Annotated in this window: 25 protein-coding genes and 1 pseudogene; 7 read left to right on the top strand and 19 right to left on the bottom strand. The window is 38.3% G+C overall.

The window, feature by feature from the left end; all coding sequences use genetic code 11:
• The first annotated feature begins 185 nt into the window (after positions 1-185).
• Entirely contained in the window at positions 186-1,598 is a 1,413-nt protein-coding gene (locus tag H2677_RS06495) for an aminotransferase-like domain-containing protein (RefSeq protein ID WP_212639422.1), read from the top strand.
• On the opposite strand, the gene H2677_RS06490 is transcribed toward H2677_RS06495, so the two are convergent.
• Complete coding sequence (locus H2677_RS06490) at positions 1,595-2,659, bottom strand: AraC family transcriptional regulator (RefSeq protein ID WP_212639421.1); 1,065 nt, start codon at positions 2,657-2,659, stop codon at positions 1,595-1,597. The genes H2677_RS06495 and H2677_RS06490 overlap by 4 nt on opposite strands.
• A 117-nt stretch (positions 2,660-2,776) precedes the next feature.
• Here H2677_RS06490 and H2677_RS06485 point away from each other — a divergent pair, with 117 nt between their 5' ends.
• Positions 2,777-3,493, top strand: coding sequence for an enoyl-CoA hydratase/isomerase family protein (locus H2677_RS06485; RefSeq protein ID WP_212639420.1), 717 nt, complete (start codon positions 2,777-2,779; stop codon positions 3,491-3,493).
• Positions 3,494-3,530: 37 nt separating this feature from the next.
• Entirely contained in the window at positions 3,531-4,358 is an 828-nt protein-coding gene (locus H2677_RS06480) for an SDR family oxidoreductase (protein ID WP_212639419.1), read from the top strand.
• Between the two features lie 64 nt (positions 4,359-4,422).
• Here H2677_RS06480 and H2677_RS06475 read toward each other — a convergent pair whose 3' ends face one another.
• From H2677_RS06475 to H2677_RS06435, 9 genes are all read right to left on the bottom strand, one after another.
• Entirely contained in the window at positions 4,423-5,694 is a 1,272-nt protein-coding gene (locus H2677_RS06475; protein ID WP_004959222.1) for a Glu/Leu/Phe/Val family dehydrogenase, read from the bottom strand.
• Positions 5,695-5,743: 49 nt separating this feature from the next.
• Complete coding sequence (gene hutG / locus H2677_RS06470) at positions 5,744-6,664, bottom strand: formimidoylglutamase (protein ID WP_212639418.1); 921 nt, start codon at positions 6,662-6,664, stop codon at positions 5,744-5,746.
• A 30-nt stretch (positions 6,665-6,694) separates the two neighbouring features.
• A complete protein-coding gene (gene hutI, locus H2677_RS06465) occupies positions 6,695-7,900 on the bottom strand; it encodes an imidazolonepropionase (RefSeq protein ID WP_212639417.1) in 1,206 nt (401 codons plus the stop codon).
• Positions 7,901-7,951: 51 nt separating this feature from the next.
• On the bottom strand, positions 7,952-9,364 hold the full coding sequence (locus H2677_RS06460) for an amino acid permease (protein ID WP_212639416.1): 1,413 nt from the start codon (positions 9,362-9,364) through the stop codon (positions 7,952-7,954).
• Positions 9,365-9,428: 64 nt separating this feature from the next.
• A complete protein-coding gene (gene hutH / locus H2677_RS06455) occupies positions 9,429-10,967 on the bottom strand; it encodes a histidine ammonia-lyase (protein ID WP_099948493.1) in 1,539 nt (512 codons plus the stop codon).
• A gap of 84 nt (positions 10,968-11,051) precedes the next feature.
• Positions 11,052-12,719 carry a urocanate hydratase gene (gene hutU / locus H2677_RS06450; RefSeq protein WP_212639587.1) on the bottom strand — a complete coding sequence of 556 codons (1,668 nt, stop codon included), beginning with the start codon at positions 12,717-12,719 and terminating at the stop codon, positions 11,052-11,054.
• Between the two features lie 248 nt (positions 12,720-12,967).
• Positions 12,968-13,549, bottom strand: coding sequence for a HutD/Ves family protein (locus H2677_RS06445; protein ID WP_212639415.1), 582 nt, complete (start codon positions 13,547-13,549; stop codon positions 12,968-12,970).
• Complete coding sequence (hutC, locus tag H2677_RS06440) at positions 13,546-14,298, bottom strand: histidine utilization repressor (RefSeq protein ID WP_039047261.1); 753 nt, start codon at positions 14,296-14,298, stop codon at positions 13,546-13,548. Before hutC ends, H2677_RS06445 begins: the two co-directional genes overlap by 4 nt.
• Positions 14,299-14,446: 148 nt before the next feature.
• Positions 14,447-15,502: an aromatic ring-hydroxylating oxygenase subunit alpha gene (locus H2677_RS06435; protein WP_212639414.1), complete on the bottom strand. Its 1,056-nt coding sequence runs from the start codon at positions 15,500-15,502 to the stop codon at positions 14,447-14,449.
• 176 nt (positions 15,503-15,678) lie between these two features.
• On the opposite strand from H2677_RS06435, the gene H2677_RS06430 reads away from it, so the two are divergent.
• Both H2677_RS06430 and puuE read left to right on the top strand, forming a co-directional pair.
• Positions 15,679-16,608: a LysR family transcriptional regulator gene (locus H2677_RS06430; protein ID WP_212639413.1), complete on the top strand. Its 930-nt coding sequence runs from the start codon at positions 15,679-15,681 to the stop codon at positions 16,606-16,608.
• Between the two features lie 131 nt (positions 16,609-16,739).
• Positions 16,740-17,693: an allantoinase PuuE gene (gene puuE, locus H2677_RS06425; protein ID WP_212639412.1), complete on the top strand. Its 954-nt coding sequence runs from the start codon at positions 16,740-16,742 to the stop codon at positions 17,691-17,693.
• Between the two features lie 139 nt (positions 17,694-17,832).
• Here the strand turns inward: puuE and H2677_RS06420 are convergent, their stop codons facing one another.
• The 3 genes from H2677_RS06420 to alc all read right to left on the bottom strand — a co-directional run bounded on the left by H2677_RS06420 (position 17,833) and on the right by alc (position 20,437).
• Positions 17,833-18,432: a hypothetical protein gene (locus tag H2677_RS06420; RefSeq protein ID WP_212639411.1), complete on the bottom strand. Its 600-nt coding sequence runs from the start codon at positions 18,430-18,432 to the stop codon at positions 17,833-17,835.
• A 238-nt stretch (positions 18,433-18,670) separates the two neighbouring features.
• A complete protein-coding gene (locus H2677_RS06415; protein ID WP_212639410.1) occupies positions 18,671-19,177 on the bottom strand; it encodes an ureidoglycolate lyase in 507 nt (168 codons plus the stop codon).
• Positions 19,178-19,432: 255 nt separating this feature from the next.
• Positions 19,433-20,437 (bottom strand): allantoicase, encoded by a 1,005-nt coding sequence (gene alc / locus H2677_RS06410; RefSeq protein ID WP_212639409.1) that lies wholly within the window; start codon positions 20,435-20,437, stop codon positions 19,433-19,435.
• A gap of 165 nt (positions 20,438-20,602) precedes the next feature.
• On the opposite strand from alc, the gene H2677_RS06405 reads away from it, so the two are divergent.
• Complete coding sequence (locus tag H2677_RS06405) at positions 20,603-21,316, top strand: FadR/GntR family transcriptional regulator (RefSeq protein WP_212639408.1); 714 nt, start codon at positions 20,603-20,605, stop codon at positions 21,314-21,316.
• A gap of 316 nt (positions 21,317-21,632) precedes the next feature.
• Positions 21,633-22,790 carry an FAD-dependent urate hydroxylase HpxO gene (gene hpxO, locus H2677_RS06400; RefSeq protein WP_212639407.1) on the top strand — a complete coding sequence of 386 codons (1,158 nt, stop codon included), beginning with the start codon at positions 21,633-21,635 and terminating at the stop codon, positions 22,788-22,790.
• Between the two features lie 72 nt (positions 22,791-22,862).
• On the opposite strand, the gene H2677_RS06395 is transcribed toward hpxO, so the two are convergent.
• The 6 genes and pseudogenes from H2677_RS06395 to tpgA form a co-directional block, all read right to left on the bottom strand.
• On the bottom strand, positions 22,863-23,210 hold the full coding sequence (locus H2677_RS06395) for a lysozyme inhibitor LprI family protein (protein WP_212639406.1): 348 nt from the start codon (positions 23,208-23,210) through the stop codon (positions 22,863-22,865).
• A gap of 309 nt (positions 23,211-23,519) precedes the next feature.
• Complete coding sequence (locus H2677_RS06390; protein WP_212639405.1) at positions 23,520-24,896, bottom strand: nucleobase:cation symporter-2 family protein; 1,377 nt, start codon at positions 24,894-24,896, stop codon at positions 23,520-23,522.
• A 43-nt stretch (positions 24,897-24,939) separates the two neighbouring features.
• Complete coding sequence (gene uraH, locus H2677_RS06385; protein ID WP_212639404.1) at positions 24,940-25,275, bottom strand: hydroxyisourate hydrolase; 336 nt, start codon at positions 25,273-25,275, stop codon at positions 24,940-24,942.
• Complete coding sequence (gene uraD / locus H2677_RS06380; protein WP_212639403.1) at positions 25,275-25,775, bottom strand: 2-oxo-4-hydroxy-4-carboxy-5-ureidoimidazoline decarboxylase; 501 nt, start codon at positions 25,773-25,775, stop codon at positions 25,275-25,277. The genes uraH and uraD overlap by 1 nt, the downstream gene beginning before the upstream one ends.
• Before the next feature lie 159 nt (positions 25,776-25,934).
• Positions 25,935-26,021: pseudogene (locus tag H2677_RS16205) on the bottom strand (hypothetical protein); the annotation flags it as partial.
• Between the two features lie 104 nt (positions 26,022-26,125).
• Positions 26,126-26,929, bottom strand: a complete 804-nt coding sequence (tpgA, locus tag H2677_RS06375; RefSeq protein ID WP_212639402.1) for a trimeric autotransporter adhesin/peptidogylcan-associated protein TpgA — start codon at positions 26,927-26,929, stop codon at positions 26,126-26,128.
• Positions 26,930-26,964 lie beyond the last annotated feature (35 nt).

The raw sequence follows: 26,964 nt of genomic DNA, 5'->3' as shown, positions 1-26,964 counted from the left end.
CCCCAATTTTGTGTTTGGAGTTGTAATCGCTCATGGTTTTATTTTGAGCGTTACTTAAAGTATTGAATAGCTACAGAGCATGCTTAAAAAAATATAACAGATGATTCGATTGGACTAAATCTGTTATAAAATCTTGATAGATTTTCATTAAAATAAAAGCAGATATCATTAGGGCTGCAAACTTCATGTATAAGTCTGAACAGTTAGCACACAATCTAAAATTACTGATCGAAAATGGCACTTGGAAGGCACATAGCAGACTTCCATCTCTACGTGAGCAAGTACAACGTTCAGGTTTTAGCTTGATCACAGTGATGAATGCTTACCAAGAATTAGAGGCACAAGGATTAATTTATTCAAAAGAAAAATCTGGTTATTTTGTTGCTGAGCAAGTATCGACCCAAATTCCACAAACACACTCAATTGTTGCATTGAATCCCAAAATTGAAATTAACTCTCTGGTATTTAAATATCTAAAATCGATTCAATCTAAACATATCAGTCCGCTGGGCTCGGCATTTCCTGATAGTCAGTTGCTCTATCCACCCAAGCTGATTCAAATCATGGGACAACTCTCCCGTAACCGACATAGTTACGACCAAACCACCAATCTTCCACCTGGGAATTTGGAACTTCGGAAACTGATCGCCCAACGTTATTGTATGCAAGGTATTCCAACCGATGCGGATGATATTGTTATCACCTCTGGAGGCTTGGAAGCACTCAATCTGTCTTTGCAAGCGATCACACAACCTGGTGATTATATTTTATTGCAGCAAACTATTTTTTATGGCGCTTGGCAGGCAGCCGAACGTTTAGGATTGAAAGTCATTACACTTCCTGAGCATCCACAGCATGGTTTTGATATTGAAGCTTTTGAACAAGTAATTAAGACGTATCCAATCAAAGTCTGCTGGTTTATGCTCAATGCACACAATCCAATTGGCTTTACAGTCAGCGATGAAATCAAATTTAAAATTGCTCAACTTTTGCATGAACATCAAATTCATTTAATTGAAGATGATGTCTATGAAGAATTGTTTTATGGCAGTCAAAAACCACTTCCAATGAAGTATTTTGATCAACAAAATTTGGTATTGCACTGCTCTTCTTTCTCGAAAACTTTAGGTTCTGGTTTTCGTATGGGCTGGGTCTATGCGGGTAAATTCTCAGAGCACATCCAACATTTACAACTGATGAGCACGATTTCTGCAAATGCACTCATCCAAAATGCCCTAGTTGAATTTTTAGCCCATCATCATTATGAAAAGCATTTAAGAACGCTCAGACGCTCATTAGAAAAGAATAAAAAACAATTTTTTCAATACCTAAAACAACATTTACCCGAAAACTGCAAGGTATATAATTATCCAAGTGGTTATTTTCTTTGGATTCAATTGCCTGAAAAAGTCAGTAGCATGCAAATCTATGAACTACTGATTCAACAACAGATTGGTATAGCACCCAGTCCGCTATTTAATGTATTGCCTTCACATCAACACTTTATTCGAATGAATTGTTCTTTTGAATGGACTGAAAAAATTCAACATGCCGTGGATCAATTTATTCTAACTATTGAGAAAGAAATCTCGATTTAACTAGATTTGGCTACGCTACGCTTTCGATATTGGCTTGGTGTTTCTCCAAAGGTCTTTTTAAAAGCACGGATAAAATTGGTCGCTTCTTCATAACCAACAATACTTGCAATATCTTGGATGCTATATTGTTTGTGTTGCAGCATTTTTTTAGCCTCCGTAAATCGCACATCAGCTAAAATCTGTAAGAAAGTCGTCCCTTGCGCCTGTAAATGTCTTTTTAGAGTTCGTTCAGACATATTCAAACGTTCAGCAATCATGGGCAATGTGGGATAACCATTGCTTGAGTTATACAATAATTCTGAGCGGATACTTTTCTGTAAATCCCTTATATTTTCTTTAACTAACCGCCCTTTATCATTTTCACAATACAAAAGTGCCTGCTGAAAAGAAACTTGATCAGCATTTTTATTTTTGCAGTTAAGGAAGAATTTAGGAAAACGAAGCCCATTTCTTTTTTGACTAAAATGTATCTTAACTTTTGAAAGCTCAATACACTGGTAATCATTGCTTTCTTCCCAATCAAGAAAGACTTCACTCTGCTCAATCAGCTCTTTTGAAAATAAACTTAAAAAATGAATTGCTCCAAAGATCAAACATTCGACTAGAAATGATCGTAATTGCGCTGATTGTTGCTCATCACCAAATCTAACAGGATGTACATCATCTAAATAAACATAGACAAAATCCTGATCAACAGTCCATTCAGGTGTGAAATTTTGAATCCGAGTACAGAAATATTGCTGACAGAGTGTCAAAGCAGTTTCAACATCAGCACAACTTAAAAATGCAAAGCCCAATGCCCCATGTGAAGTAGGACGAAGTTTGAGTCCATACTCAACACCCAAGCGATGATTGCCTGTGAGTTGTAATGCATTCACCACCAGCTTAGACCACTGATGAGCACTCATTTTGGCATCAGCATGTTTCATAGCTGATAGAACCAACCCAGTATTATGTAAAACAGTTTGATTCTCGATGCCATATGCTTCAGTAATTTCTAATAATACAAGAGCATAAGAAACAGAAATGTTTTCTTGAAACAGCCCAAAAGGATCACGCATAGCACATCCAATGTCCTAAAATGATCATTAATATGGCATAGTCTACCCTATTGGGCGAGCAGTTTATTCTGAATAATCAGTCATAGATAAATGAATAAACTTAGAGGAATTGCTTAAATGGCAAGCCTACATCTCGACAAGCAACAATCCATTTATGTGCTGACATTAATCAACGGCGATCAGGAAAATGCGCTCAACAAAGACGTTTTAGATGAATATATTTCGGTCTTTGATGAAATTGAAAACGATAAAAATAACGCGAGCCTGATTATTCGAAGTGATCATCACAAAACGTTTTGTAATGGATTAGACCTTGCATGGTTAATGCAACAATCTATCGAAGATAAAAAAGCATTTACTTCTCAACTAGAAGATATGTTACTTCGCTTAGCATTATTGAATCTCCCTGTCATTGCTGAAATCAATGGCAATGCTTATGCAGGCGGTGCGATCTTAGCATCAGCTTGTGACTTTAGATTTATGCGGTCAGATAAAGGTCGATTCTGTTTTCCTGAAATAAAACTTACCATTCCTTTTACCGATATCATTGCAGAAATTGTCCAACTGCTACCTAATCAATATGCAACTTGGGAAATGTCGTTGACAGGCAAATCGATGACAGGCGTTGAATGTTTACAAGCTCAAGTAGTGAGCCAGATACATTCTGTTGAATCCTTACAGACTGAAACTTTACGATTTGCAGAAGATATGTCACAGAAACATCGCCTGACCTATGCCGTAATTAAACGTCAATTGCGCCATCGAATTGTAGAAATTGCCAAACAACGACAGTTGTATAATCCTGAAAAATTTGCACATCCTTTTATTCTTTAACTTAATTTTTAACATGAATTAGAAATAGGAAATTACAATGAAAACTATGCAAGGAAGAACTGTTTTTATCACAGGTGGAAGTCGTGGTATTGGTCGAGCAATTGCAATAAAGGCCGCCCAAGCAGGTGCTAATGTCGTGATTGCTGCGAAGACTGCTGTCGAAACACCTAAATTATCAGGCACCATATACAGCGTTGCAGAGGAAATTAATGCTGCGGGTGGCAAGGCACTTCCTCTCATTTTGGATGTACGAGATGAGCAACAAATTCATTCTGCTATCCAACAAACAGTTGAAACCTTCGGCGGATTAGATGTGCTCATCAATAATGCAGGCGCAATCGCTCTCACGGGTGTTGAGTCAACTTCACTGAAACAATATGACTTGATTCAAACTATTAATCACAGAGCAACATTTATCTGCGCCCAAGCAGCACTACCTTACTTAAAAAAATCTTCAAATCCACATATTTTGAGTTTGTCTCCACCAGTCAATATGTCACCGAAATGGTTAGGAATACTTTCTCCCTATGCATTATCTAAATATGGAATGACTATCCTCACGCTAGGTATGGCAGAAGAGTTTCGGCAATATGGAATTTCTTGTAATACCTTATGGCCAGAAACTTATATTGCGACTGCTGCGGTTTCAAAAAATTTGGGAGAAGAAAATACCCTACAACTAAGTCGCAAACCCGAAATTATGGCAGATGCAGCTTATGCAATTTATACAACTAATCGTGGTGAACTCACAGGACAAAGTTTAACTGATGAGCAAGCTCTTGCAAGAATTGGGATCACTGAACTAGGCGGCTATGCTTGTATTGAAGGAAAGACAGAATTACAAAAAGATTTCTTTTTAGATTAACTTCTAAGACAAAAGCGACCTTAAAACTATGGTCTTAAGGTCGCCTATTGTTATTTCACCCGTATTAACCTGGGAAAATACCACGCTCTTTACGTGCTTTTAAGATACGCTCACAACCAAGAATAAATGCTGCGGTTCTTAGCGTACATACTTTCTCATTGGCAGTATTCCAAACATCATGGATTGCTTGAATCATCAGTTTATCAAGACGTTCGTTAATCTCTTCTTCTGACCAGAAGTAGCTCGACATATCTTGAACCCATTCAAAGTAAGAAACCGTTACACCACCCGCATTACAGATAACGTCTGGGACAACCGTGATACCACGTTGAACTAGAATATCATCAGCTTCAGGATATGTTGGTCCGTTTGCACCTTCTAAAACCAACTTCGCAGTTAATTTTTGTGCACGTTCAACTGTGATTTGACCTTCTAAAGCTGCTGGAATCAAAATATCCATTTCCACATCCCAGAATGCTTCATCACTGATCGCTTGCGCACCAGCAAAACCGCCCACACCTTGATTTGTTTGAAGATAAACTTTTAACTCTTCAAGGTTAATACCTTCTGGATTATAAATCGTACCTGTATGGTCTTGAATAGTTACGACTTTAGATTTGGACTCAGCGAATAAATACGCAGCTTCACTCCCTACGTTACCAAAACCTTGAACTGCGATTTTCGCGCCATCTAGAGGTAATTTGATCTTCTCAGCAACTTGTTGACCTGTGATAAACACACCACGACCCGTTGCTTTGATACGACCTAATGAACCACCTAAATGTACAGGTTTACCTGTTACAACACCTGTCACAGTATGACCTTGACCAGATGAATATGTATCCATGATCCAACCCATGACATTTGGGTTTGTACCTACATCAGGTGCTGGGATATCTTTTTGTGGTCCAATGATGTGACTAATTTCACTGGTATAACGACGTGTCAAACGTTCTAACTCACGAGGTGAAAGTTTACGCGGATCAACACGTACACCACCTTTTGCACCACCAAATGGAAGATTTAAAACTGCAGTTTTAATCGTCATCCACGCAGAAAGTGCCATCACTTCATTTAAATCAACATCTGGATGGAAACGAATACCACCTTTACCTGGACCACGTGATAAATTGTGTTGAACACGATAGCCTTCAAAGTGCTGGATCGTACCGTCATCCATTACAATCGGCACATCCACAATCAAGGCACGTTTAGGGCGCTTCAATGTGTCGATGTAATCTTTTAAATGCTCTAAGTAAGGCGCAACGCGATCGATTTGTTCGAGGTAAGTTGACCATGGACCGTTATTTTGAGAGATATAAGATAAATTAGACATTGTCTATCCTTATAAAATGAAAATAGATGGGTCAGCTCACGCCAAGCCATCAGTCAAAAATGTAGTTAAAAATAATATAAGCGGCTAATTTGGCTGTTCGATTATCCAAATCAAACCGTGGATTGCATTCAGCCACATCGAAAACTCGAATTTTTCCAGATTTCTTTATGGCTTGAAACAATGGATCAAAGACCGAAAGATCAATTCCTTTGACCGCAGGTGCACTCACACCGGGAGCAATGCTGGCACTAAATACATCCAGATCTACTGTAATGTATAACGCGTCAATTTTTTCTATAAAACCGTTAATTTTCGATATCAAATGGTCAATTTCTGAAAGCTGAAGTTGCTGATCGTATATATATTGACAGTTCAGGCGATCTGCCGTGTCAAACAAAGCTTTCGTGTTTGAATGCTTCGCGACACCGATGCACAAATAATGAAATTCTTTTTGATTCTGTTCTGATAATTTTGCAGCATTTAAAAATGGTGTACCTGAAGTCACCTGCTCTGCTTCACGCAAATCAAAGTGTGCATCAAAATTAATGATTCCAATTTTTTGCTGCGGCTCATGATGTTGGATGTATTGGAACAGTCCTGAAAAACTTCCAAAAGCAACCTCATGACCACCACCTAGAACAATCGGTTTCATTCCCTGTTGCAAACTTCGTTCAACTTGATCTGCTAACTCAGCTTGTGCCTTTTCTAGTTGACCTTGCTCACATACGACTGTACCAAGATCAACAATTGATACAGATTGGTGTACAGGTAAATTTGCCAATTGTGCTCGAATCATATCAGGTGCATCCGCTGCGCCTAAACGACCTTTATTTCGTTTTACACCTTCATCCGAACCAAAACCAATTAAGGCAAATGAAGCATGTTGTGTGGTATTTACCACATGATGGATACGTCGATGTTCTTCACCATCGCCATCATGTCGTCCTTGCCATGTAAATGAATGATTCATATCAAATATCGCTAATTAAAACTGTTTGCACTAAACACAAATTTCATTGCCATGCTGAATAATACGTTTAGGCAAATCTCCACCTAGCCAGTACACAATCTCAGATGGATGTTCAATTTCCCAAGCAACAAAGTCAGCAACTTTGCCTACTTCTAGACTGCCATGTGAATCTTGTAGTCCCAACGCATGTGCGGCATGAATAGTCACTCCTGCCAACGTTTGTTCAGGTGTTAAGCGAAATAAGGTACTTCCCATGTTCATCATCAAACGTAATGACAATGCTGGAGAAGTTCCAGGATTTAAGTCGCTCGACAAAGCAATACGAACACCATGTTTATGCAAACTCTCTAGTGGAGGAAGTTGTGTTTCCCTCAAGAAATAGAATGCACCGGGTAGTAACACTGCAACGGTTCCTGAAGCAGCCATTGCTTTGACATCGTCTTCAGTCATAAATTCCAAATGATCTGCAGACAATGCGTGGTAACGAGCAGCAAGACTAGAACCACCAAGAGAAGACAGTTGTTCAGCATGCAATTTAACTGGGAGATTGAGTGCATGTGCTGTGTTAAATATACGTTCAACTTGTGCAGGTGAAAATGCTAAATACTCACAAAATGCATCGACCGCATCCACGAGTCCCTCTTGATGTAGTTTTGGCAACATTTCTGTACAAATATGATCAACATACGCATCACTTTGATCTTTATATTCAGGAGGTAAAGCGTGCGCTGCTAAGCATGTACTGCGTACAGTCATTGGCAAAATATTTGCAATTTGACGAATCACACGTAACATTTTACGTTCATTCAGATAGTCTAAACCGTATCCCGATTTAATCTCGATGGTGGTAACCCCATCTTTGAGTAAACAGCGAATACGTTTTAGTGCTGAAGCAAGTAACTCATCTTCGCTCGCTTCACGAGTTGCACGAACAGTACTGGCAATACCACCGCCATTTGCCGCGATCTCAGCATAGCTAACGCCTTGCAAACGCTGCTCAAACTCAACACTACGATTGCCACCGAATACGCTATGGGTATGACAATCAATTAAACCGGGCGTTAACCATGATCCATTTAAATTAATGGTTTCAGCATAATTGTCATTTGGAATATCACTTTCACGACCAATCCAGTGAATGCGATGTCCAGATGTCACTAAAGCAGCATGTTCAATACTATTGTATTTCCCATCCTGCATAGTAGCGATATGACAGTTTTTCCAAAGCTTTTTCATTTTAGATCCTCTCCCTGTTCAAGAGCTATACGCTCTTGAACAGTTAGGTTATTAGCTTTCCATTTTGAAATTTTGTGGTAAATCCTGATCAACCTTGATCGCATCTTGTTTTGGTTTAACCCAAATGTTGTATGCAATACACAGTAAAACCAACCATGTAATACCGACATATAATGCAGGTCTTGAGTCAGGGAAATAACCCATCATTGCCAAGATAAACAACATGAATGCAATAGCAAATGCAGGAGCATACGGCCAACCAATCACAGGGAAATCTAGTGCTTTAATCTGTTCTTTCGACATCTTACGACGCATCGCAACTTGTGAAAGTAAGATCATCAACCATACCCAAACTGTTGCAAATGTTGCGATTGATGCAATGATAAGGAATACATTTTCTGGAATTAAATAGTTGAGAAGCACACCGATAAGTAAGACTCCTGCCATAACAATGACAGTCATCCATGGCACACCATTTTTAGAGATTTTTTGAAACACTTGCGGTGCTTGTCCACGGCTCGACATACCAAATAACATTCGTCCCGCACCAAATACATCACTATTAATCGCAGATACCGCAGCGGTAATCACTACAATGTTTAAAACTGTAGCAGCAGAACCAATACCTAGATTTTCAAAAATTTGTACAAATGGGCTACCTTGACTACCAATCTGATTCCAAGGGAAAATCGACATCAAAACAAAAATTGTTAGCACATAAAACAATAAGATACGTACTGGAACAGCGTTTATTGCTTTAGGAATAGAAGTCTTTGGATCTTTAGATTCACCCGCAGTGATTCCAATGATCTCGATACCACCAAAAGCAAATACAACTACAGATAAACACGCAATCAAACCTGCAATACCATTTGGCATAAAGCCTTCATGAATCCATAAGTTTTGAATACCTGTTGTGAAACCTGTTTGATCGGCATTGAAACCATAAATCATCAGTCCTAAGCCACCCAAAATCATGGCAACAATCGCGGTCACTTTTACGATTGAAAGCCAGAACTCTAGCTCACCAAAAACTTTGACATGAATGAGGTTAATTGCACCTAAGAACATGATCAGTGACAGAATCCAAATCCATCTAGGAACATCTGGATACCAGAAGCCCATATAGATCCCAAACGCAGTCACATCAGCCAACGCAACAATGATCATTTCAAATACATAAGTCCAACCTGTGGTAAAACCTGCAAGTGGTCCGATGTACTGTGAAGCATAGTGACTGAAAGAGCCTGAAACTGGATTTTGAACAGCCATCTCGCCTAATGCTCGCATCACGATATATATTGCGATCCCTGCAACGATATATGCGAGCAAAACTGATGGCCCTGCCATTTTAATGGCTGTTGCTGAACCGTAAAAAAGTCCCGTTCCTATCGCTGAACCTAATGCTAAGAAACGGATGTGACGGGTGTTTAATCCCCGCTGTAAAGTGGAGTGTTGTGACATTATTATCTCCAATCCTTGAGGAAATATAGTTAGAGTCGGTCACTCCATGTGACCGTTATCATGATTAGGCGTTTGATAGACTAGGTAATAGATTTGGGAGAATGAGCTCATTCAAACAACCACTTGCGAGTAATTCACTTGCCTGTTCAATATCAGGAGCGAAGAAACGATCTTCACTGTAATAAGGCACTTGGTCACGTAATACTTTTCGAGCACGTTCAAGTTTTGGCGAGCTTTTTAAACCTTCACGGAAATCAAGCCCCTGACATGCACCTAACCATTCCACTGCAAGAATGCCACGAACGTTATCTGCCATATACCACAAGCGCTTACCAGCATTTGGTGCCATAGAAACATGGTCTTCTTGGTTTGCTGAAGTTGGCAAACTATCCACACTTGCAGGATGTGCTAAAGCTTTGTTGTCACTTGCCAATGCTGCGGCAGTCACTTGAGCGATCATAAATCCAGAATTGACACCACCATTAGCGACTAAAAATGGTGGAAGTTGTGACATATGACGATCCATCATCATCGAAATACGGCGTTCAGACAGTGAACCAATTTCTGCAATTGCCAGTGCCAAATTATCTGCCGCCATCGCCACAGGCTCAGCATGGAAATTACCACCTGAGATCACATCGCCTTCAGCTGCGAAAACCAGTGGATTATCTGATACAGCATTTGATTCAATTTCCAATACTTCCGCTGCCTGACGAATTTGAGTCAAACAGGCACCCATCACTTGCGGTTGGCAACGTAATGAATATGGGTCTTGAACTTTGCTGCAATCTTCATGCGAATGTGCAATTTCACTTGAATCAGTGAGTAAGTCACGATAAGCCGCAGCAACATCTATTTGACCACGTTGACCACGCACCTCATGGATACGAGCATCAAATGGCGCACGTGAACCCAACATCGCTTCTACACTTAGACCACCACAAACCGTAGCAGCAGCAAATAAATCTTCTGCTTCAAATAAACCGCGCAATGCATATGCTGTTGAAACTTGTGTACCATTTAACAGCGCCAAGCCTTCTTTAGCCGCTAGGGAAATTGGTTCTAAGCCAGCAACTTTCAATGCATCAACAGCTGAAAGCCATTCACCTTTATGGCGAGCTTTACCCTCACCTAATAACACTAAAGACATATGTGCTAATGGTGCTAAATCTCCAGATGCACCCACCGATCCTTTAAGTGGGATATGTGGATACACTTCCGCGTTGATCAACGCAAGAATGGCATCAATCACTTTACGGCGAATACCTGAGAAACCACGTGCCAAGCTGTTTGCTTTGAGCAACATGATTAAACGAACCATCGCATCATCTAATGGTTCACCAACACCTGCTGCATGAGAAAGTACTAGTGAACGTTGTAATTTTTCTAAATCTTCAGGCGCAATTTTAGTTGAAGCGAGCAAGCCAAAACCAGTATTGATCCCGTAAGCGGTACGGCCTTCATTCACTATTTTTTCGACACATGCAACACTGGCATTAATGCCTGCGGATGCACTGTCATCAAGTTTGACTTTAATTGGATTTAGGTAGGCATGACGAAGATCTGCTAAGGTAAGTTTGCCGGGTTGAATTAAAAGTTCCATCATTGGCGTCCTGTTTTGCATTCTATTGTTCGCTTACGATGCTGCTTACACAATTGCAAAAAGCATCGTAATGTTGTTGTCTGTTTACTGCGTAATCATAGGCAAGTTCAAACCTTGCTCTTTAGCGCACTCGATCGCAATGTCATAGCCTGCGTCAGCGTGACGCATCACTCCTGTTGCAGGATCATTGGTTAATACACGAGCAATACGTGCTGCCGCTTCATCTGTACCATCACATACAATCACAACACCTGAATGTTGAGAGAAGCCCATACCAACACCACCACCATGATGTAAAGAAACCCAAGTTGCACCACCTGCTGTATTCAAGAGCGCATTTAATAATGGCCAATCAGATACTGCATCTGAACCATCTTGCATCGCTTCTGTTTCACGATTCGGACTTGATACTGAACCTGAATCTAAATGATCACGACCAATGACGATCGGCGCTGAAAGCTCACCACTGCGAACCATTTCATTAAAAGCTAAACCAAGTTTGGCACGTAGACCTAATCCCACCCAACAAATACGCGCTGGTAGACCTTGGAAACTAATACGTTCACGTGCCATATCCAACCAACGATGCAAATGTTCATCATCAGGGATTAATTCTTTTACTTTTGCATCTGTTTTATAGATATCTTCTGGATCACCTGAAAGTGCAACCCAACGGAATGGTCCTACACCGCGACAGAACAATGGGCGAATATAAGCAGGTACGAAACCTGGGAAATCAAAAGCGTTCGCAACACCTTCTTCTTGTGCCATTTGACGAATGTTGTTGCCATAGTCAAATGTTGGCACACCCATTTTTTGGAAATCAAGCATCGCTTGAACATGCTTTGCCATAGATTGTTTAGCCGCTTTTACCACAGCTTCTGGTTCAGTTTTAGCACGCTCACGGTATTCTTCCCATGTCCAACCCACTGGCAAATAACCATTAAGTGGATCATGTGCACTCGTTTGGTCAGTGACCATATCAGGACGTACACCGCGACGAACTAATTCAGGTAAAATTTCTGCTGCATTACCATGTAAAGCGATCGAAACAGCTTTACCTTCTTTGGTGTATTTTTCAATACGTGCTAATGCATCATCCAAATCAGTCGCTTGTTCATCAACATAACGTGTGCGTAAACGGAAATCGATACTGGTTTGTTGGCATTCGATATTCAATGAACATGCACCAGCCAATGTTGCTGCTAATGGTTGAGCACCGCCCATACCACCTAAGCCAGCAGTCAGTACCCAACGACCTGTTAAATCACCATTGTAATGTTGACGACCTGCTTCAACAAAAGTTTCATATGTACCTTGTACAATGCCTTGGCTACCAATGTAGATCCAAGAACCTGCTGTCATTTGACCGTACATAGCCAAACCTTTTGCATCTAGCTCATTGAAGTGTTCCCAATTCGCCCAATGTGGAACTAAGTTCGAGTTTGCAATCAAAACACGTGGCGCATCTTTATGGGTTTTGAATACACCAACAGGTTTACCTGATTGAACCAACAAGGTTTCATCCGCTTCTAAGTTTTTTAAAGTTTCAACAATTTTATCAAAGCATTCCCAGTTACGTGCAGCACGACCGATCCCACCATATACAACGAGTTCTTTTGGATTTTCTGCCACATCAGGGTCAAGATTATTCATCAGCATGCGTAACGGCGCTTCAGTTAACCAACTTTTTGCTTTCAGTTGTGTACCACGTGGTGCGCGAATTTCTACGTCACGAAATTTTGTTGTCATTGTAGTCACAATCGGACTCCTTCCTTTGAGATTTGAACCGCAAATTAAACTGCTTTTAACGTATAGCAATGTATTAACTTGTATATACATCTATATACTACACAAATCTTTTATCTTGAAAAGATGCATTTCATTCCATTTATGAAAATAAATTTTAAACATATGAAATAAATTGATTTATTTTTATTAAGACCATAAAAAACCCATACAACTAAAAATTGTATGGGTTTCAAAAAAGTGTTAATTATTTAAATTTTTGTGAGTCTAATCGCACAAACTTGTTTTTTATCCTGCTTACCAAAAGAAATACTTTTCAAGTAATTCCGATCTTTTATGATTAAACTTTCTTGATGCTCCAGATAGAAAATAGATTCATTTATTTTAATTTCTAAAGGTTCTAAACTTTGATTAAAAACAAAAATTAAATCAGCAGAACTCTTTATTTCAGAAGCAGCAGACTCGAACATCCATTCATAATCTGCATGAAATTTTTTAGCATCATATATCAGATTAAAGTCTCGAATCTTTCCATTGGGCAATTCACAACTAACCTGACTGTCTCCACTGAACTTTATCGATTCCAGATATTGTAAATGCTTCACTTGATGATCAATATTCAGCAAAATATCTTGACCTTCCAAAACCGTCAAATAGCGTTGCATACCATCAAATTTGGAAAACGAACCAGACGTTTTGACTTCCGCCATGGAAATACGCCAATCAAATAACTCAAGGCTACTCCCTTCACTCCGAGCAAGTTCAATTGTATAGCCTGCACCATTTTTCCACAGCATGCATTTATAATCTGCTGAGCTTAGATGCTGAATCATTGCGTAAATTTACCTTCCAAATAATAACGACTGCCCGGATAAATCAAACGTGCACTTGAAATCAGTTGTTTATTTGACCATGTGCGACGGCGAATCAATAGGCAGGGTTCTGTCTTATTAATCTTCAACCATTTACATTCTTGAGCCGATGCTAAAATCGCCGTAACCACATGCTCACCCTCAGTCACAGGTGCCTTTGACATCAAATAAGCATTTGGCGTAATCGCTGTAAAGTCTTGAGCTAAATAATCAGGTATCAACACTGGATCAACTAAACGATCTTCTATTTGTACAGGCACGTCATTTTCATAATGCACAATAATCGAATGAAATAGCTTTTGCCCTTCACGCATCTGCATTAATACGCTTTGTTCTGTGTTGGCTTGAATTTGTTCCAACACCAATACTTCTGCACGATGTTTATGATTTCGAGCGATAATCTCTTCGGCAATATTATTCACATGAAATAAAGCTGTGCGTCCTTGTCCTTCTGCAACAAATGAACCTACACCTTGTATGCGTACCAGCAAGCCCTCACTGGTCAACTCACGCAACGCACGATTAACTGTCATACGACTACAACCAAGCAAGTTGACTAATTCACTCTCGGATGGAATCTTTTTATTGACTGTCCATGTGCCTTCGTAGATTTTCTGTGAAATCATTTGTTTCACTCGCAAGTACAAAGGTACAGGACTGTCTTCCCCGAGTGATAAATCCAAATCAGTTTGCTTGGATGTTCTTGACATTGATTAAAACTCATACACAATACTTTGAGCTATTGTATATAGATTATCGCCAATTTGTATATACAAGCTTATACAATTAAACGTCTAAAATTAAATTAATGTTGAATTTCATTTGCTTGATTTTTGAAAATTCTAAACTTGTATAAGCCTAAACTGTATAGCGCTTACTCAAACCCCAATCTGCCAATATACGGCGATACATGGTCGAAGAACGATCCGCTTCAAAATGTGCTTCCATTGTAATATCTACAGGTAATTCTTCAGGTTTTTGAGACTCTACCATTTCCTGATCTTCTGCAAAAATTTGTGCATTAAAGTCATAAACAGCTTGCAAATCCCCAGTGGTATCAAAGTTACGTGTCAGTGGTACAAACAATCGAGTTTTGTTATGCGAGATTGGGCAACAAGCATTTAAAATCTTTAACACACCATCATTCGGAAAATGAATCGTCAATACTGCTGAGAATGGTGGATAAACATCAAAAATCCGCTCCCAAAGAAAATCATCAGGCGCTAAATGTTGCATCCCATGCGGGTAATTACTGACGTTACTGACATATTCCGTATGTAACCCATAATCGGTGCGTTCAGTTAAATATTTCGGAACAACTGGATTTTCACGGTCAGCAAACGCTTCATGATGCACCCAAGCAAAATGTGCCACATCAATAAAGCCCTCTAATTGACGACCACTCGAACCAGCAATATCCACATATGGAGGTAGAATTGCTTGGTGTTCTTCTGTATCCCATGTATCTAGTACCGGGAAATTTGCCAAGCTTTCATCTCTGCCTAAAATACTCGTCCATACCAAACCATATTTTATAACTACTGGAAATTTGGTTAATGAAAAACGATCAGAAATTTTGGTTAAATCAGGCTGCGCAGGAATTTTTGTGCATTTACCTTGCTCATTGAAATGCAAACCATGATAAGGACAAATAATCGTTTCGCCTTCAACCCAACCCTTGCTTAACGGTACACCTCGATGTGGGCAAATATCACGAACTAAATGAATGTTGCCTGACTCCGTTTTATAAATCGCCATATTCATATCAAGCAACGTGACTTGCTGTGGCTTAGTCGTTACGTCTTCAACTCGTGCTACGGGATACCAATGTTGAGCCAATATATGCCAATCCTGATCGTCAAACTGACTGTGACAAGGTTTATTTGGAAGATTGATTGAAGGAATTGCATTCATGCTTTGCTCTCATTTTCTGCTAAAGATCACGGATCTATATGGCTTAAATGCAGTGTGGAACAGAATGTTTTTTTCGTCTATTAGAATGAATTTGATCAATCATTCTAAAAATTAGAACAGTAACGGCACTAAAATTGCTTTTGTATAAATACTTATTTTTATAAAACGTACATGTAATGGCATTACCCTTTTCTCGCTTCGCTGAATATTTTATTGCAGTCGCCAAAACTGGTAGTTTAAGAAAAGCAGCGGATCAGCTTTTTATTTCTGTTTCAGCGGTACATCGTCAGATCGTTTTGGCTGAAGAAGAACTTGGTGTAGCTCTATTTGAACGTTTGCCGAATGGCTTAAAACTGACCTTGGCTGGTGAGTTGCTATATGCAGATTTGCGAAGTTGGCAAAAAGACTTTCAAATGACACAAAAACGCTTGAATGAAATCCAAGGCTTACAGCGTGGTTCAATTGATTTTGGTGTAATTTCCGCGCTCAGTGAAAGTTTTATCACGGACGCGATTCAATCCATTCATAAAGATTATCCTTGGATTAATTTCAATATTCGCGTATTAGATAGCGACTATGTTGCTGATCTCGTAATTAACGCAGAACTCGATTTTGGTTTAATCCTCGATCCGAAACATCAGCATCAATTGCAAGTCAGCTCTTTTATTGAAATGCCACTTGGTTTCGTCATTCCGAAACAACATCCCTTAGCAAATAAAGAAAAAATCTATTTCTCCGATACATTGGAGTTCAACCATATCATCGCCGCTGCACCGCTGATTATTCATGATCATGTGATGGCTTTATACAAGAAGCATGATTTTAATCCACCCCATCAAATTGAATGCAACGATATTCGTATGATGCTGTCATTGCTTAGAAATAATCTAGGCATTGGGATCATGAGTTATCTAGATGCCTATGCCTTTATTGAAAATGGTGAATTTGAGTTCAGAACGATTCACGAAAATGGACTACATCCGATTACCCTTGCCTTGTGTGTTGCACCAAAACGGCAACTCTCACGAATATCACAAATTATGATGAATCAAATCATTGAACACATGGAAGCACTAAAATTGCGCATGATTGAGATTATTCAGTAAATAAACTCGATTAACGCACCAAAATAAAACAAACAAGCATTTGATTTATATTGCTTTATTGTTTGACACACAAACAATTCATCAAGTAATTTAATGAGAAATTTCACATTTCCAGCTTCTTAGGCAAAGCCATGACACTCATAGATCAAACTAGCCATATCAACCATGATTATCCTCGAGATATGCTAGGTTATGCCAATCATCCTCCACATGCTCAGTGGCCAAATCAAGCAAAAATTGCCGTTCAGTTTGTATTGAATTATGAAGAAGGTGGAGAAAGACACATTTTGCATGGTGATGATGGTTCAGAGCAGTTCCTCTCTGAAATCAGTGGGGCTGATAGTTATCCTGCTCGTCATCTTTCAATGGATTCCATCTACGAGTATGGTTCACGTGTCGGGTTTTGGCGAATTCAACAGGAGTTTGCTAAACGTCATTTACCTATGACGATTTTTGCTGTTGCGATGGCATTACAACGAAATCCTTTAGTAGTTGAAGCAATCAAACAAAATTACTATGACGTTGTTTCGCATGGTTTACGTTGGATTCATTATCAAAATATCGATATTGAAACAGAGAAAGCACATATGGCTGAAGCCATGCAGATTTTAAAAGATTTATTTGGGGAATATCCAACAGGTTGGTATACAGGTCGTGATAGTCCCAATACCCGTCAACTCTTGGCTGACTATGATCAGATTCAGTATGACAGTGATTATTATGGGGATGATCTACCTTTTTGGACAACACTATCGAAAGAGAATGGTGAAACTCGGTCACATCTCATTATTCCATATACACTTGATACCAATGATATGAAGTTCGCCTCCCCGACTGGTTTTAATCGGAGTGAAGATTTTTTTGAGTATTTAAAAGATGCTTTTGATGTGTTGTATGCTGAAGGAGCGACTTCACCGAAAATGCTATCAATCGGGATGCATTGTCGAATTTTAGGTCGCCCTGCTCGTTTTAAAGCATTACAGCGCTTTTTGGATTATGTACAAAATCATGATCGTGTATGGATTTGTACTCGTCAACAGATTGCGGAGCACTGGTATAAATATCATCCTCTGGAGAAGTTATAGGCTTATACGCCAAAAGACTTTTCTCTAATTACATTAAGCCATCTAAAAAGATTTAACCGTTATTTATTGATAATTTGAGATATAGACACTAAAAATTTAGTTACATGAATCATGTGAATTTTAAGCTTCCAGAATTAGTCTAATTTTTTCTTTTACCTCTTCTCTTTGGCTTTGCTTCTGTCTTCTGTCTTCTGTCTTCTGTCTTCTGTCTTCTGTCTTCTGTCTTCTGTCTTCTGTCTTCTGTCTTCTGAGTAAGAATAATTTTTCCTGAGCCTAACCCTCTAACAAAGTAATTAATTAGATAAATAATCAAAAATAAAAAATAAAATATTGGAAAAATCAAAAGTAGATTAAGACAAGACTCCCATATTAACACTCCAATTTTAAAATTATAACTCAATTGAATTAAAGCACCTCGATGACTATCATCTTGTAATGTAATATTTTCAAAAGCAACAAAATGATAAAGTGCAAGAAAGAAACAACCTACAAAGATTAATGAAACAATAATTTCTTTTATTATAGGTTTTTCAAGCAATGGATACTTTTTGGAAGACTCAAATTCAATCTGAAAAAACTTACTAAAGAAGAACACTTGAAATTCATCGTTTATTCCAATTTTTTTATAAAATACAAAACAAAAGTAACAGCTAAAAACAAGCAAAATAAAAGTAGTATAAACATTTGAAAGAATAGTAAAAAATGGCAATGGACCTTGTGTTCCGATGATAACAAGCATCTCATTAGTAATATAACGATAAATATCGTATTGCTATTGGTTTTTAGGATATGCAGGAAATAAAACTAGTGGTGGGATAAATAAAAAAAATAAAAGAATGAATAATATTTTATTCTGCTTTTTTGTTTAGTTTGTTGTTCTAAGCATATTTCCAATACACTAAGAATAACAAAAAAGAAGAATTAAAAAAAATCAATAAAAAATTACGCTAGAAATACCCAGAATCCATTTCTCTTAATCATGATTCAACAACCCATCGTGATATAACCAAAGGATGAACATCACAATTTCGTCCACCACCAATACGATCCACCACTAAAAAGTCACTTTCAGCTTCCAATGTAATCAACGGATGATGCCAAACTCCTTGGTGATAGGTAACACCCTGCTTACCATTACTTAAAAAAGCAAAGATTTGCTGTTCATCTGGTTGTAAGTGATTCAAAGGTAGCGCTACGATGATGATAAATTTTTGTTGTTGTAATGGAATGAAGGATTGTGAACCGTGAGGATGACGTTCAAGCATGTCTATTTTAAACGGAATCCCTGTTGCGCATAAATTATGAAAAATACTCATACCAACAGCGGTATTATCGCCACTAATTTGAGCAACTGATAATGCATGATAGCGCTGAGTTAAACCTTGGTTAATCGCAAAAAAATCATGATTTTCTTTTTCAATCACATCACCAAAGGCGGAGAAACTCTCTTGAGTTAAAGGCTGAATTTGGATGTTTTTTCTCATATATTGAACTTCACTTTATTTTAGCAGAACGAAACTTCGTAGATTATTCTTCTCTAATCCAATGCATAATGAACATTTGCTATCGAGCTAGGCGGCATGGATGCCGCCCGTTAGGCTGTGGCATCAAGGATGTGCCATCAGCCTAACAAAAGATTTTTGTTACTTTTGATCTTTCAAAAGTAAGCAAATACCAATTCAAACATGATCTTTTTTATCAAAACTTATATGACCTTGCTCATTACTGAAGACACAATTTCATTCTGTGATTTTGCCCCACAAGCGAATCCGACTAATTCCACCATCAGGAATCATATTGACACGAATATAGTTCACTTTTTGATGCTGCAAGATTTCAGCTATATATGAGTGAATCGCGTCCATTGATAAAGGCTGCTGTTCTAATAAGTAAGACCAAAACATACTTTGAGGAATCAACTGTGCATCTGTTGCATCCTCAACATAAGCGGCTTGGATCGAACAAAATGCAGGAAAATTTCCTTTAAAATGTGCTGTATCAACTTCTATTTTTTCTACATGCCCAGTTTGTCCTAACGCAATAACACACCAATCAAAACCAGGCTCACGGCGGCGCTTGGTTTCCCAACCATCGCCCATATTAATGCCACGATCTGGGCTGAGTAAGTTATTCGGATGCCCGTAATGTGCATCACTAAATGCAACAATACGTCCACCATTTTTCAAACCAATCAGGTCAATTTGTTGGGTTGAATCTATATTTTCCAGTAGGACATTTCCGTAAACACGTAAACGAGCAACACCACCATCAGGGAAAATGTTAAGTCGAATATGAGTGATTTTATGTGCTTCGCAGCTAAAAAAATGATGATGATCAGGAGACAAAACCGAGTTTTCTAACAGTGGGATCCAAGTAATATTTTCCAGTTGATCATCAGGTGCATAACACCCTTCTATTGAGGCAGAAGCAGGATAATTCCCTGTGAAAAAAGAAGTATCGAGATCAAAGCCTGAAACTTTTCCAGTTACACCTAAGCGAACAATACACCAATCATAACCAGCTTCGCGCTTACGGCGTGTTTCCCAGCCATCCATCCATTTGCCATGATTATCAAACTTACCTTCAATAAATTTTGCAGGTTCTGGTTGTAGCATTCGTTCCGCACTTGCAAAAAACTCATCTGAACAAGACATAATGCTCGCGCCGATGCGCGCATCAGCTAAATTGGTTAAACCCTGTAAGTTATCAGGCAAAGTTACTACTTTGGCAATATGCACCGTCATTGATCAATCCTAAAAACATTTTCATATGGTTCATGTTATGCAAAATCCAGTCCAACTGGTCTGACCTGTTGTAAATAATTATCTAATTTTAACTTTGAAGCAATTTAAATTTATGAATTTTGTGTAGAATCAAATTGTTCATTTTATTTCTAGGAAACGATGTATATGAGTCCACAAGCTATGCTCAACGGAAAATCATCTCAAGTGACTGAGCAAGCGGTGGAAGTCATTCATCAACGTATTCAGGAAGGTACTTATGCAATTGACTCTACATTACCTTCCCAACGTGATCTTGCTGCCCAGTTAGGAATCAGTCGCGCTTCTCTACGTGAAGCTTTAACTCGCCTTGCTGCTTTAGGTCTATTAGAAATCAAGGCTGGTAAAGGTGTTTATGTCATTTCAAAGCATAGTAAAGCAGCCGAACAATGGGAAGGCGAACATCGAATTTCTTTAAAAGATTTTTATCAATTACGTTATGTGCTTGAAGGATTTTGCGTCCTGCTGGCATGTGAATATCTAACTGATCAAGATAAATTAACTTTAAAGCAGCATTATGAAGCGCTTGCAGATGCGATCTCAGAACAAAATTGGCAAGCTGCTTCAGAGTTTGATTATGCATTTCACCAACATATCATTGAATTAAGTCATAATCAGTCCATTATTCAAACACTTAAAATGCATAATGAATGGATTAAAAAAAGTCAGATTCTTCCCTTCGTTCAACCTAATCTAGCATTCAAAACCATTCAAGAACATGATGCGATTTTACAGGCGCTATTTAAACAAGATGCTATATCGGCTGAAAAAGCGATGCAGGCACACATTATTGGCGCTGCACAACGTGCTGGAGTTTATTTTTCTCGTCATGAGCAATCATAAAGCTCAAAAACTTAATTGTCATTTTGATTCATTTATCTAGGATCAGATATCCATACACATACTTTTTTATTTTATAGATTGATGATATGTAAATAACTTTCTCAGAGAAGCATGTTCTAGATAAAAATTTTACCCACCAAAACACCAACGCACTGCTTTAATCCAAACTTTGAACTACATTAAAACACCCAACCTATTCTTGCATTTTAATAATGCAAATTTACTGGTATGACCTGTTAAACCACAGGTTAAAATTGGCACAATTCTCGCTTAAGACTTATTAGAAATTTATAGTTCTAAAATTAGGGTCTAAAAGATGAATATTGCGATTGTAGGTGCAGGTATGGGCGGTTTGACTGCTGGTATCGCTTTAAAAAAATTTGGGCATCAAGTCACGATTTATGAGCAAGCAGCTGAAATATTACCTGTAGGAGCAGCGATATCACTCTGGTCGAACGGCGTAAAATGCCTAAATTATCTTGGTTTGACTGAGCAAATTCAAACTTTAGGCGGTGAAATGGAATCGTTAGCCTACATCGATGGTCTCAATGATCAAACCATGACTCAGTTTGATTTAACACCTTTATACAAAGAAGTTGGACAACGTGCCTACCCTGTCGCACGTGCAGATTTACAACAACTTCTCATGGAAACGTTTGGCTTAGAAAATATTAAACTGGGTATGAAAATGACTGAGATTGAAGATCAGTCTGAATATGTCAGCATTCGTTTTGCCGATGGTTCCGAGATTCAAGCTGATCTATTAATTGGTGCGGATGGAACCCACTCCATCACACGCAAGTTTGTACTCGGCCATCAAGTCGAACGGCGTTATGCTGGTTATGTCAATTGGAATGGGCTGGTTCAAATCGATGAAAAAATTGCACCAGCGCAACAATGGACAACCTACGTCGGTGAAGGAAAACGTGTCTCCCTTATGCCTGTAGCACAAAATCGTTTCTATTTCTTTTTTGATGTGCCTATAGAAGCAGGTCTACCCAATCAACGTGATCAATATAAAACTGAGCTGAAAAAATATTTCAAAGATTGGTGTTCACCTGTACATCAACTGATTGATTGTTTGGATGAACAAAAAACCAATCGCGTTGAAATCCATGATATTGAACCTTTTATGAGTTTTTATAAAGGTCGTGTCGTTTTACTTGGCGATGCAGCACACAGTACAACCCCAGACATTGGGCAAGGCGGTTGCCAAGCAATGGAAGATGCTATTTACTTGGCACGTGCTTTGCAAATAAATACTTTTGGGCTAAGTGATGCACTAGAAAGATACCAAAACAAACGTAATGACCGAACCAAAGAAATGGTATTACGTGCTCGTAAGCGTTGTGATGTAACGCATATGAAAGATCAAAAAGTGACTGAAGAATGGTATCAATCACTCTATACAGAACAAGGTTCGCACATCATGCAAGGAATTATTAGCAATATTGTGGGAAATCCTTTAGATTAATAACATAAAGTTTTAACTCCCCCCTTCAATGGGGGCTTTTTTTGTCTAATTTTAATTTTCAGAATTATAAAATTAAAGTGACTTCAAAAATTCTATACGCTGTTTCAACAGCGTGACCTGACAATCAAGATTAAAAATCATCGTTGAGGGACTATAGCCACTATCAACACTAACAAAATCACCACACTGCTGATCTTTATAATTAAACCAAGAGTTCTGAGCTGTATCTAGCTCTTTTTTAGCTTCAGTTTGTTTATAAACTTTTTTATAGATTGTATTTAGCTCAGTTCTCAACCTTTTTACTTCTTTGTCTAAACATTCTGTAGCTTCAAAAGAATTAGCTGATTTAGCACAAATCTGAGCAGCGTAAATTTCTGAAGACATGGCTAACGTTAAAATTAATAGGCTTTTTTTCATCATTATTTTTTCAATCAAGATAGTTGTTTATAAATTCAGATAAAGTCTAACCTAATTTTAGAAATTATTTAGAAATAAAATTAACTTAACATACATTTACTCTCTTTTTAGACAATCGAAAGCACTCTAATTGTGTTTTTCTAAATTTTTAAGAGCCCAACAACAAATCACTTCTAAATTATTTAGAATACTGTTTTATCTTTTCTCAAATCAAAGCTCCCATAGACCTATTCAAAAATGAATAAGTAATTTTTTAATGGTTGATGTTTAAAACGTGTGATGGATTTGGAAAATCAAGCCACTTCTATACAGCTATGAGTGGCCTGAATTAATAGGTAATGTTGTTGTTTCCACCGATTTTTTGGCGAAAGGTAAATGATTAAATAAAATATTGAGCAAAATGGCAGTGATACATGCTGAGCTAATTCCAGAATGTAATAGCGTACTAACCCATTTTGGAAACTGTGCATAGAACTCATTGTTTGCAATCGGAATCATTCCAATTGCCAATGAGGTTGCGACAATAATCAGATTTTTATGATCGTTATAATCAACTTTTGCCAATGTGCGGATGCCACTTGCCGCCACTGTGCCAAACAACACAATACCTGCCCCACCTAATACTGGCATTGGAATAGCAGCGACTAAACGCCCAACGATAGGTAATAATCCTAGAACCACCAGAATTCCACCAGCGGTTGCCACCACAAAACGACTCTTAATCCCTGTAATTGCAACCAAGCCTACATTTTGTGCAAATGCGGTTTGCATAAACGAACCAAAAATTGGGGCAACTGCACTGGACAACATATCAGCGCGTAGACCATCTCCAATCCGTTTAGAATCAACTTTGCTTCCAACAATTTCACCAATTGCGATAATGTCCGCCGTAGTCTCAGTCATAATAACTAAAGTTACGATCACCATAGAAAGTATGGCAGTGAATTCAAATACTGGCATTCCAAAATGAAAGATATGAGGAAAAGCGAACATTGAACCGTTAGCAACTTTGGAAAAATCTGCAAACCCAGCCAATGAAGCGATAATCGTTCCTAATACAATCGCCATTAAAATTGCCAGACGACTAATTAACTGACTTTTTAACATACTGAAAATAATGACTATCGCTAAAGTCATCGCAGCTAAACCAATATTTGCTGGATCGCCCCAATTTTCAGCTTTTGGATTACCCCCCATCATCCAACGAATCGCAACGGGCAATAAAGAAATACCAATCATCGTAATCACACAGCCAGTCACCACAGGTGGGAAAAAACGAATAATTTTTGAAAAGAATGGTGCGAGTAATAAACCAATCAATGACGCAACGATGACTGCGCCAAATGCTGAAGCTAATCCTCCACCTGTGGTGACAATTGCCAAAATTGTTGCAACACCAGCAAAAGAGACTCCTTGAACAATCGGCAGTTTTGCACCGAAATGCTTAAAGCCCAATGTTTGTAACATTGTTGCTATGCCTCCAACAAAAAGCGCAGCAGCAACCAACAAACCTATTTCCGAGGCTTCTAAACCTGCGGCAGCGCCAATAATGATAGGTGGTGCAATAATTCCACCATACATCGTCAGCACATGTTGCAGTCCATAAATGATGTTTTTATTCATTCCTAAATATTGATGTTCTGCAGATACCCTTGCACGAGCTTCACTGTGCATTTTATCGTTGTGCATGTAATTTTCCTCTATAAAAATTCTTTGTTAATGCATGGTGTGCCTAGCTACCTCGATAGGTTGAATAGGAAAATGGACTAATTAATAAAGGCACGTGATAGTGCTGATGAATATCCGATACTGTAAAATCGATACAAACTTTTGGATAAAAGCTTTCAATCTCTAGAGATTGAAAGTAATCGACAGTGTGGAAAATGAGCTGATAATTGCCTGTTATGAATGAATCAAGATTAAAAGCTTTAATACGACCATCTACATCGGTTAATTGCGTACCCATCGAAATATAGCCTTGCGACGTTTCCTTTAATAATTCAACAGAAACCCCTACAGCAGGTTTACCCAATGCAGCATTTAGAATATGTGTACTTATACCTGCCATTATTGAATCTCCTGCTTTAAGCGAATTAATGCAATTTCACTGAGTTGTTGTTTAACTTCTTGCTGCTCTTGTTCAGCTGAATTTTCTAAACGTCGATTGAGTTCTGTTAACATTTCTGTACCAGAACGCCCTGCCGCTCGAATCAAAAAAATATGACCAAATTTGTGCTCGTAAGCTAAATTGCCCTGAAAGAGTGCTTGTTGAATATCTTGATCTGTACCAAGCTGAACCTGTTCTTTTTGTGAAAACTGCTGCTCTCTTTCTGATAAGGTCGTGGCAGCTTTTTTTTCACCAATTCGTGGATGTTGTTCCAATGCTTCTAATATTTCTGACCATTGCCATATTTGAGCTTGTAAAGCAGCAGTTTGATATAGTTCTTCAGCTGAACCAAAAGGTCGTTGCAGAACAATACTTTCAATCCATGATGGAATATGAACGCATGGTTTTAATGCTTCAAATGCTTGCTCATCATTTAAAAGATTAAATCGTTCTAAATTCATTGTTGCTCCAAATTATTTCATTGTCAGACTGGTCTGACCAGATGATTTATATTTAAGCAATGAACATGCCAATTTCATAACTATAAATTTGAATTCTAAAAATAAAAAAACCTGCAATAATTGAATTATTGCAGGTTTTCAAAGTGAATTTTTAAACAGTTATTGCAAGCTGTACGCAATCACATAATCACCATGATCGGGAGATTGTCTTGCACCACCCGCAGTAATCATCACATATTGTTTACCATTATAGTGTATAAGCCTAAAAACAGCTCATTAACATACTCGGATATCAAATTATCCTAACCCTACCAAGTATCTCTTAAGATGCTTGGCTGATTCCTGCAAATCTACCAACTCACATTGACCCGTCTATTAGGTGCAAGACAGCCGATCAGCTGATTATCACGATTATCCCCTGCACATTGTTGATACACATCAGTTTGGCTATTGGCTTGGATTTGAATACGTTTTTCATCAATACCTTGGTTTCTCAATAATCTTGCTACGGTATTTGCCCTTTGAGACGATAATCGATAGTTATATGCAAATTTTCCGAGTGGATCAGTAAAACCCGCAACAATAATTGGAGTATTTTTATTATCTGATTTTATTTTTTGAGCAATTTCTGCAATGGAACTTCCACCTACCTCAATCGCATTTTCATCATAACGATCAAAAGCAAAGAAAATGCTAGCGGATCTTACTTCACTAGCTACCGTCTCCTTCACTGGTTTTTCAGGTATTTGATTGTTTTCACCCCATGCCAGTAGACCCTCACATGCTTCTCCCTTCCACGATAAACGTTCAGAAATATATTTCTTGTCAAAATCAATTCTGAGTTGGCAACGCTGATATTTTTGTGTTTTAGGAATACGGATATCTAATACATAATTCCACGTTCTCACTGCAAATAAGCCTTCATTGAATTGAGGATTACCAAGTAAATGTCGAATTTGATCTTTAGTTAAACCTATATCTAAGCGAGCAACATTATCTAGTTCATAGCGTTTTACTTGTTTTAGATAACTTTTTTCAACTTTAGGAAATGTAACTCCAGCATTCAAATTTTGTTCAGCTTTTGCTGCAAATGTGTGTGTAGAAAAAATTCCAATGGTAGATGCAGCAATCATGCATAAAATATTCTTTCTCATCATGTACTCCGTATTATTTTGAATTTGTTGAGGAG

Origin of the sequence: Acinetobacter junii (assembly GCF_018336855.1) — a bacterium.
Classification (GTDB): Bacteria; Pseudomonadota; Gammaproteobacteria; order Pseudomonadales; family Moraxellaceae; genus Acinetobacter; species Acinetobacter junii.
This window is presented reverse-complemented; position numbering and strand designations above follow the sequence as displayed.

Bases quoted from the DNA above. Each gene is read 5' to 3' on its own strand.
- H2677_RS06495 (WP_212639422.1), top strand. From the start codon at position 186: ATGTATAAGTCTGAACAGTTAGCACACAATCTAAAATTACTGATCGAA.
- H2677_RS06490 (WP_212639421.1), bottom strand. From the start codon at position 2,659: ATGCGTGATCCTTTTGGGCTGTTTCAAGAAAACATTTCTGTTTCTTAT.
- H2677_RS06485 (WP_212639420.1), top strand. From the start codon at position 2,777: ATGGCAAGCCTACATCTCGACAAGCAACAATCCATTTATGTGCTGACA.
- H2677_RS06480 (WP_212639419.1), top strand. From the start codon at position 3,531: ATGAAAACTATGCAAGGAAGAACTGTTTTTATCACAGGTGGAAGTCGT.
- H2677_RS06475 (WP_004959222.1), bottom strand. From the start codon at position 5,694: ATGTCTAATTTATCTTATATCTCTCAAAATAACGGTCCATGGTCAACT.
- hutG (WP_212639418.1), bottom strand. From the start codon at position 6,664: ATGAATCATTCATTTACATGGCAAGGACGACATGATGGCGATGGTGAA.
- hutI (WP_212639417.1), bottom strand. From the start codon at position 7,900: ATGAAAAAGCTTTGGAAAAACTGTCATATCGCTACTATGCAGGATGGG.
- H2677_RS06460 (WP_212639416.1), bottom strand. From the start codon at position 9,364: ATGTCACAACACTCCACTTTACAGCGGGGATTAAACACCCGTCACATC.
- hutH (WP_099948493.1), bottom strand. From the start codon at position 10,967: ATGGAACTTTTAATTCAACCCGGCAAACTTACCTTAGCAGATCTTCGT.
- hutU (WP_212639587.1), bottom strand. From the start codon at position 12,719: ATGACAACAAAATTTCGTGACGTAGAAATTCGCGCACCACGTGGTACA.
- H2677_RS06445 (WP_212639415.1), bottom strand. From the start codon at position 13,549: ATGATTCAGCATCTAAGCTCAGCAGATTATAAATGCATGCTGTGGAAA.
- hutC (WP_039047261.1), bottom strand. From the start codon at position 14,298: ATGTCAAGAACATCCAAGCAAACTGATTTGGATTTATCACTCGGGGAA.
- H2677_RS06435 (WP_212639414.1), bottom strand. From the start codon at position 15,502: ATGAATGCAATTCCTTCAATCAATCTTCCAAATAAACCTTGTCACAGT.
- H2677_RS06430 (WP_212639413.1), top strand. From the start codon at position 15,679: ATGGCATTACCCTTTTCTCGCTTCGCTGAATATTTTATTGCAGTCGCC.
- puuE (WP_212639412.1), top strand. From the start codon at position 16,740: ATGACACTCATAGATCAAACTAGCCATATCAACCATGATTATCCTCGA.
- H2677_RS06420 (WP_212639411.1), bottom strand. From the start codon at position 18,432: ATGCTTGTTATCATCGGAACACAAGGTCCATTGCCATTTTTTACTATT.
- H2677_RS06415 (WP_212639410.1), bottom strand. From the start codon at position 19,177: ATGAGAAAAAACATCCAAATTCAGCCTTTAACTCAAGAGAGTTTCTCC.
- alc (WP_212639409.1), bottom strand. From the start codon at position 20,437: ATGACGGTGCATATTGCCAAAGTAGTAACTTTGCCTGATAACTTACAG.
- H2677_RS06405 (WP_212639408.1), top strand. From the start codon at position 20,603: ATGAGTCCACAAGCTATGCTCAACGGAAAATCATCTCAAGTGACTGAG.
- hpxO (WP_212639407.1), top strand. From the start codon at position 21,633: ATGAATATTGCGATTGTAGGTGCAGGTATGGGCGGTTTGACTGCTGGT.
- H2677_RS06395 (WP_212639406.1), bottom strand. From the start codon at position 23,210: ATGATGAAAAAAAGCCTATTAATTTTAACGTTAGCCATGTCTTCAGAA.
- H2677_RS06390 (WP_212639405.1), bottom strand. From the start codon at position 24,896: ATGCACAACGATAAAATGCACAGTGAAGCTCGTGCAAGGGTATCTGCA.
- uraH (WP_212639404.1), bottom strand. From the start codon at position 25,275: ATGGCAGGTATAAGTACACATATTCTAAATGCTGCATTGGGTAAACCT.
- uraD (WP_212639403.1), bottom strand. From the start codon at position 25,775: ATGAATTTAGAACGATTTAATCTTTTAAATGATGAGCAAGCATTTGAA.
- tpgA (WP_212639402.1), bottom strand. From the start codon at position 26,929: ATGAGAAAGAATATTTTATGCATGATTGCTGCATCTACCATTGGAATT.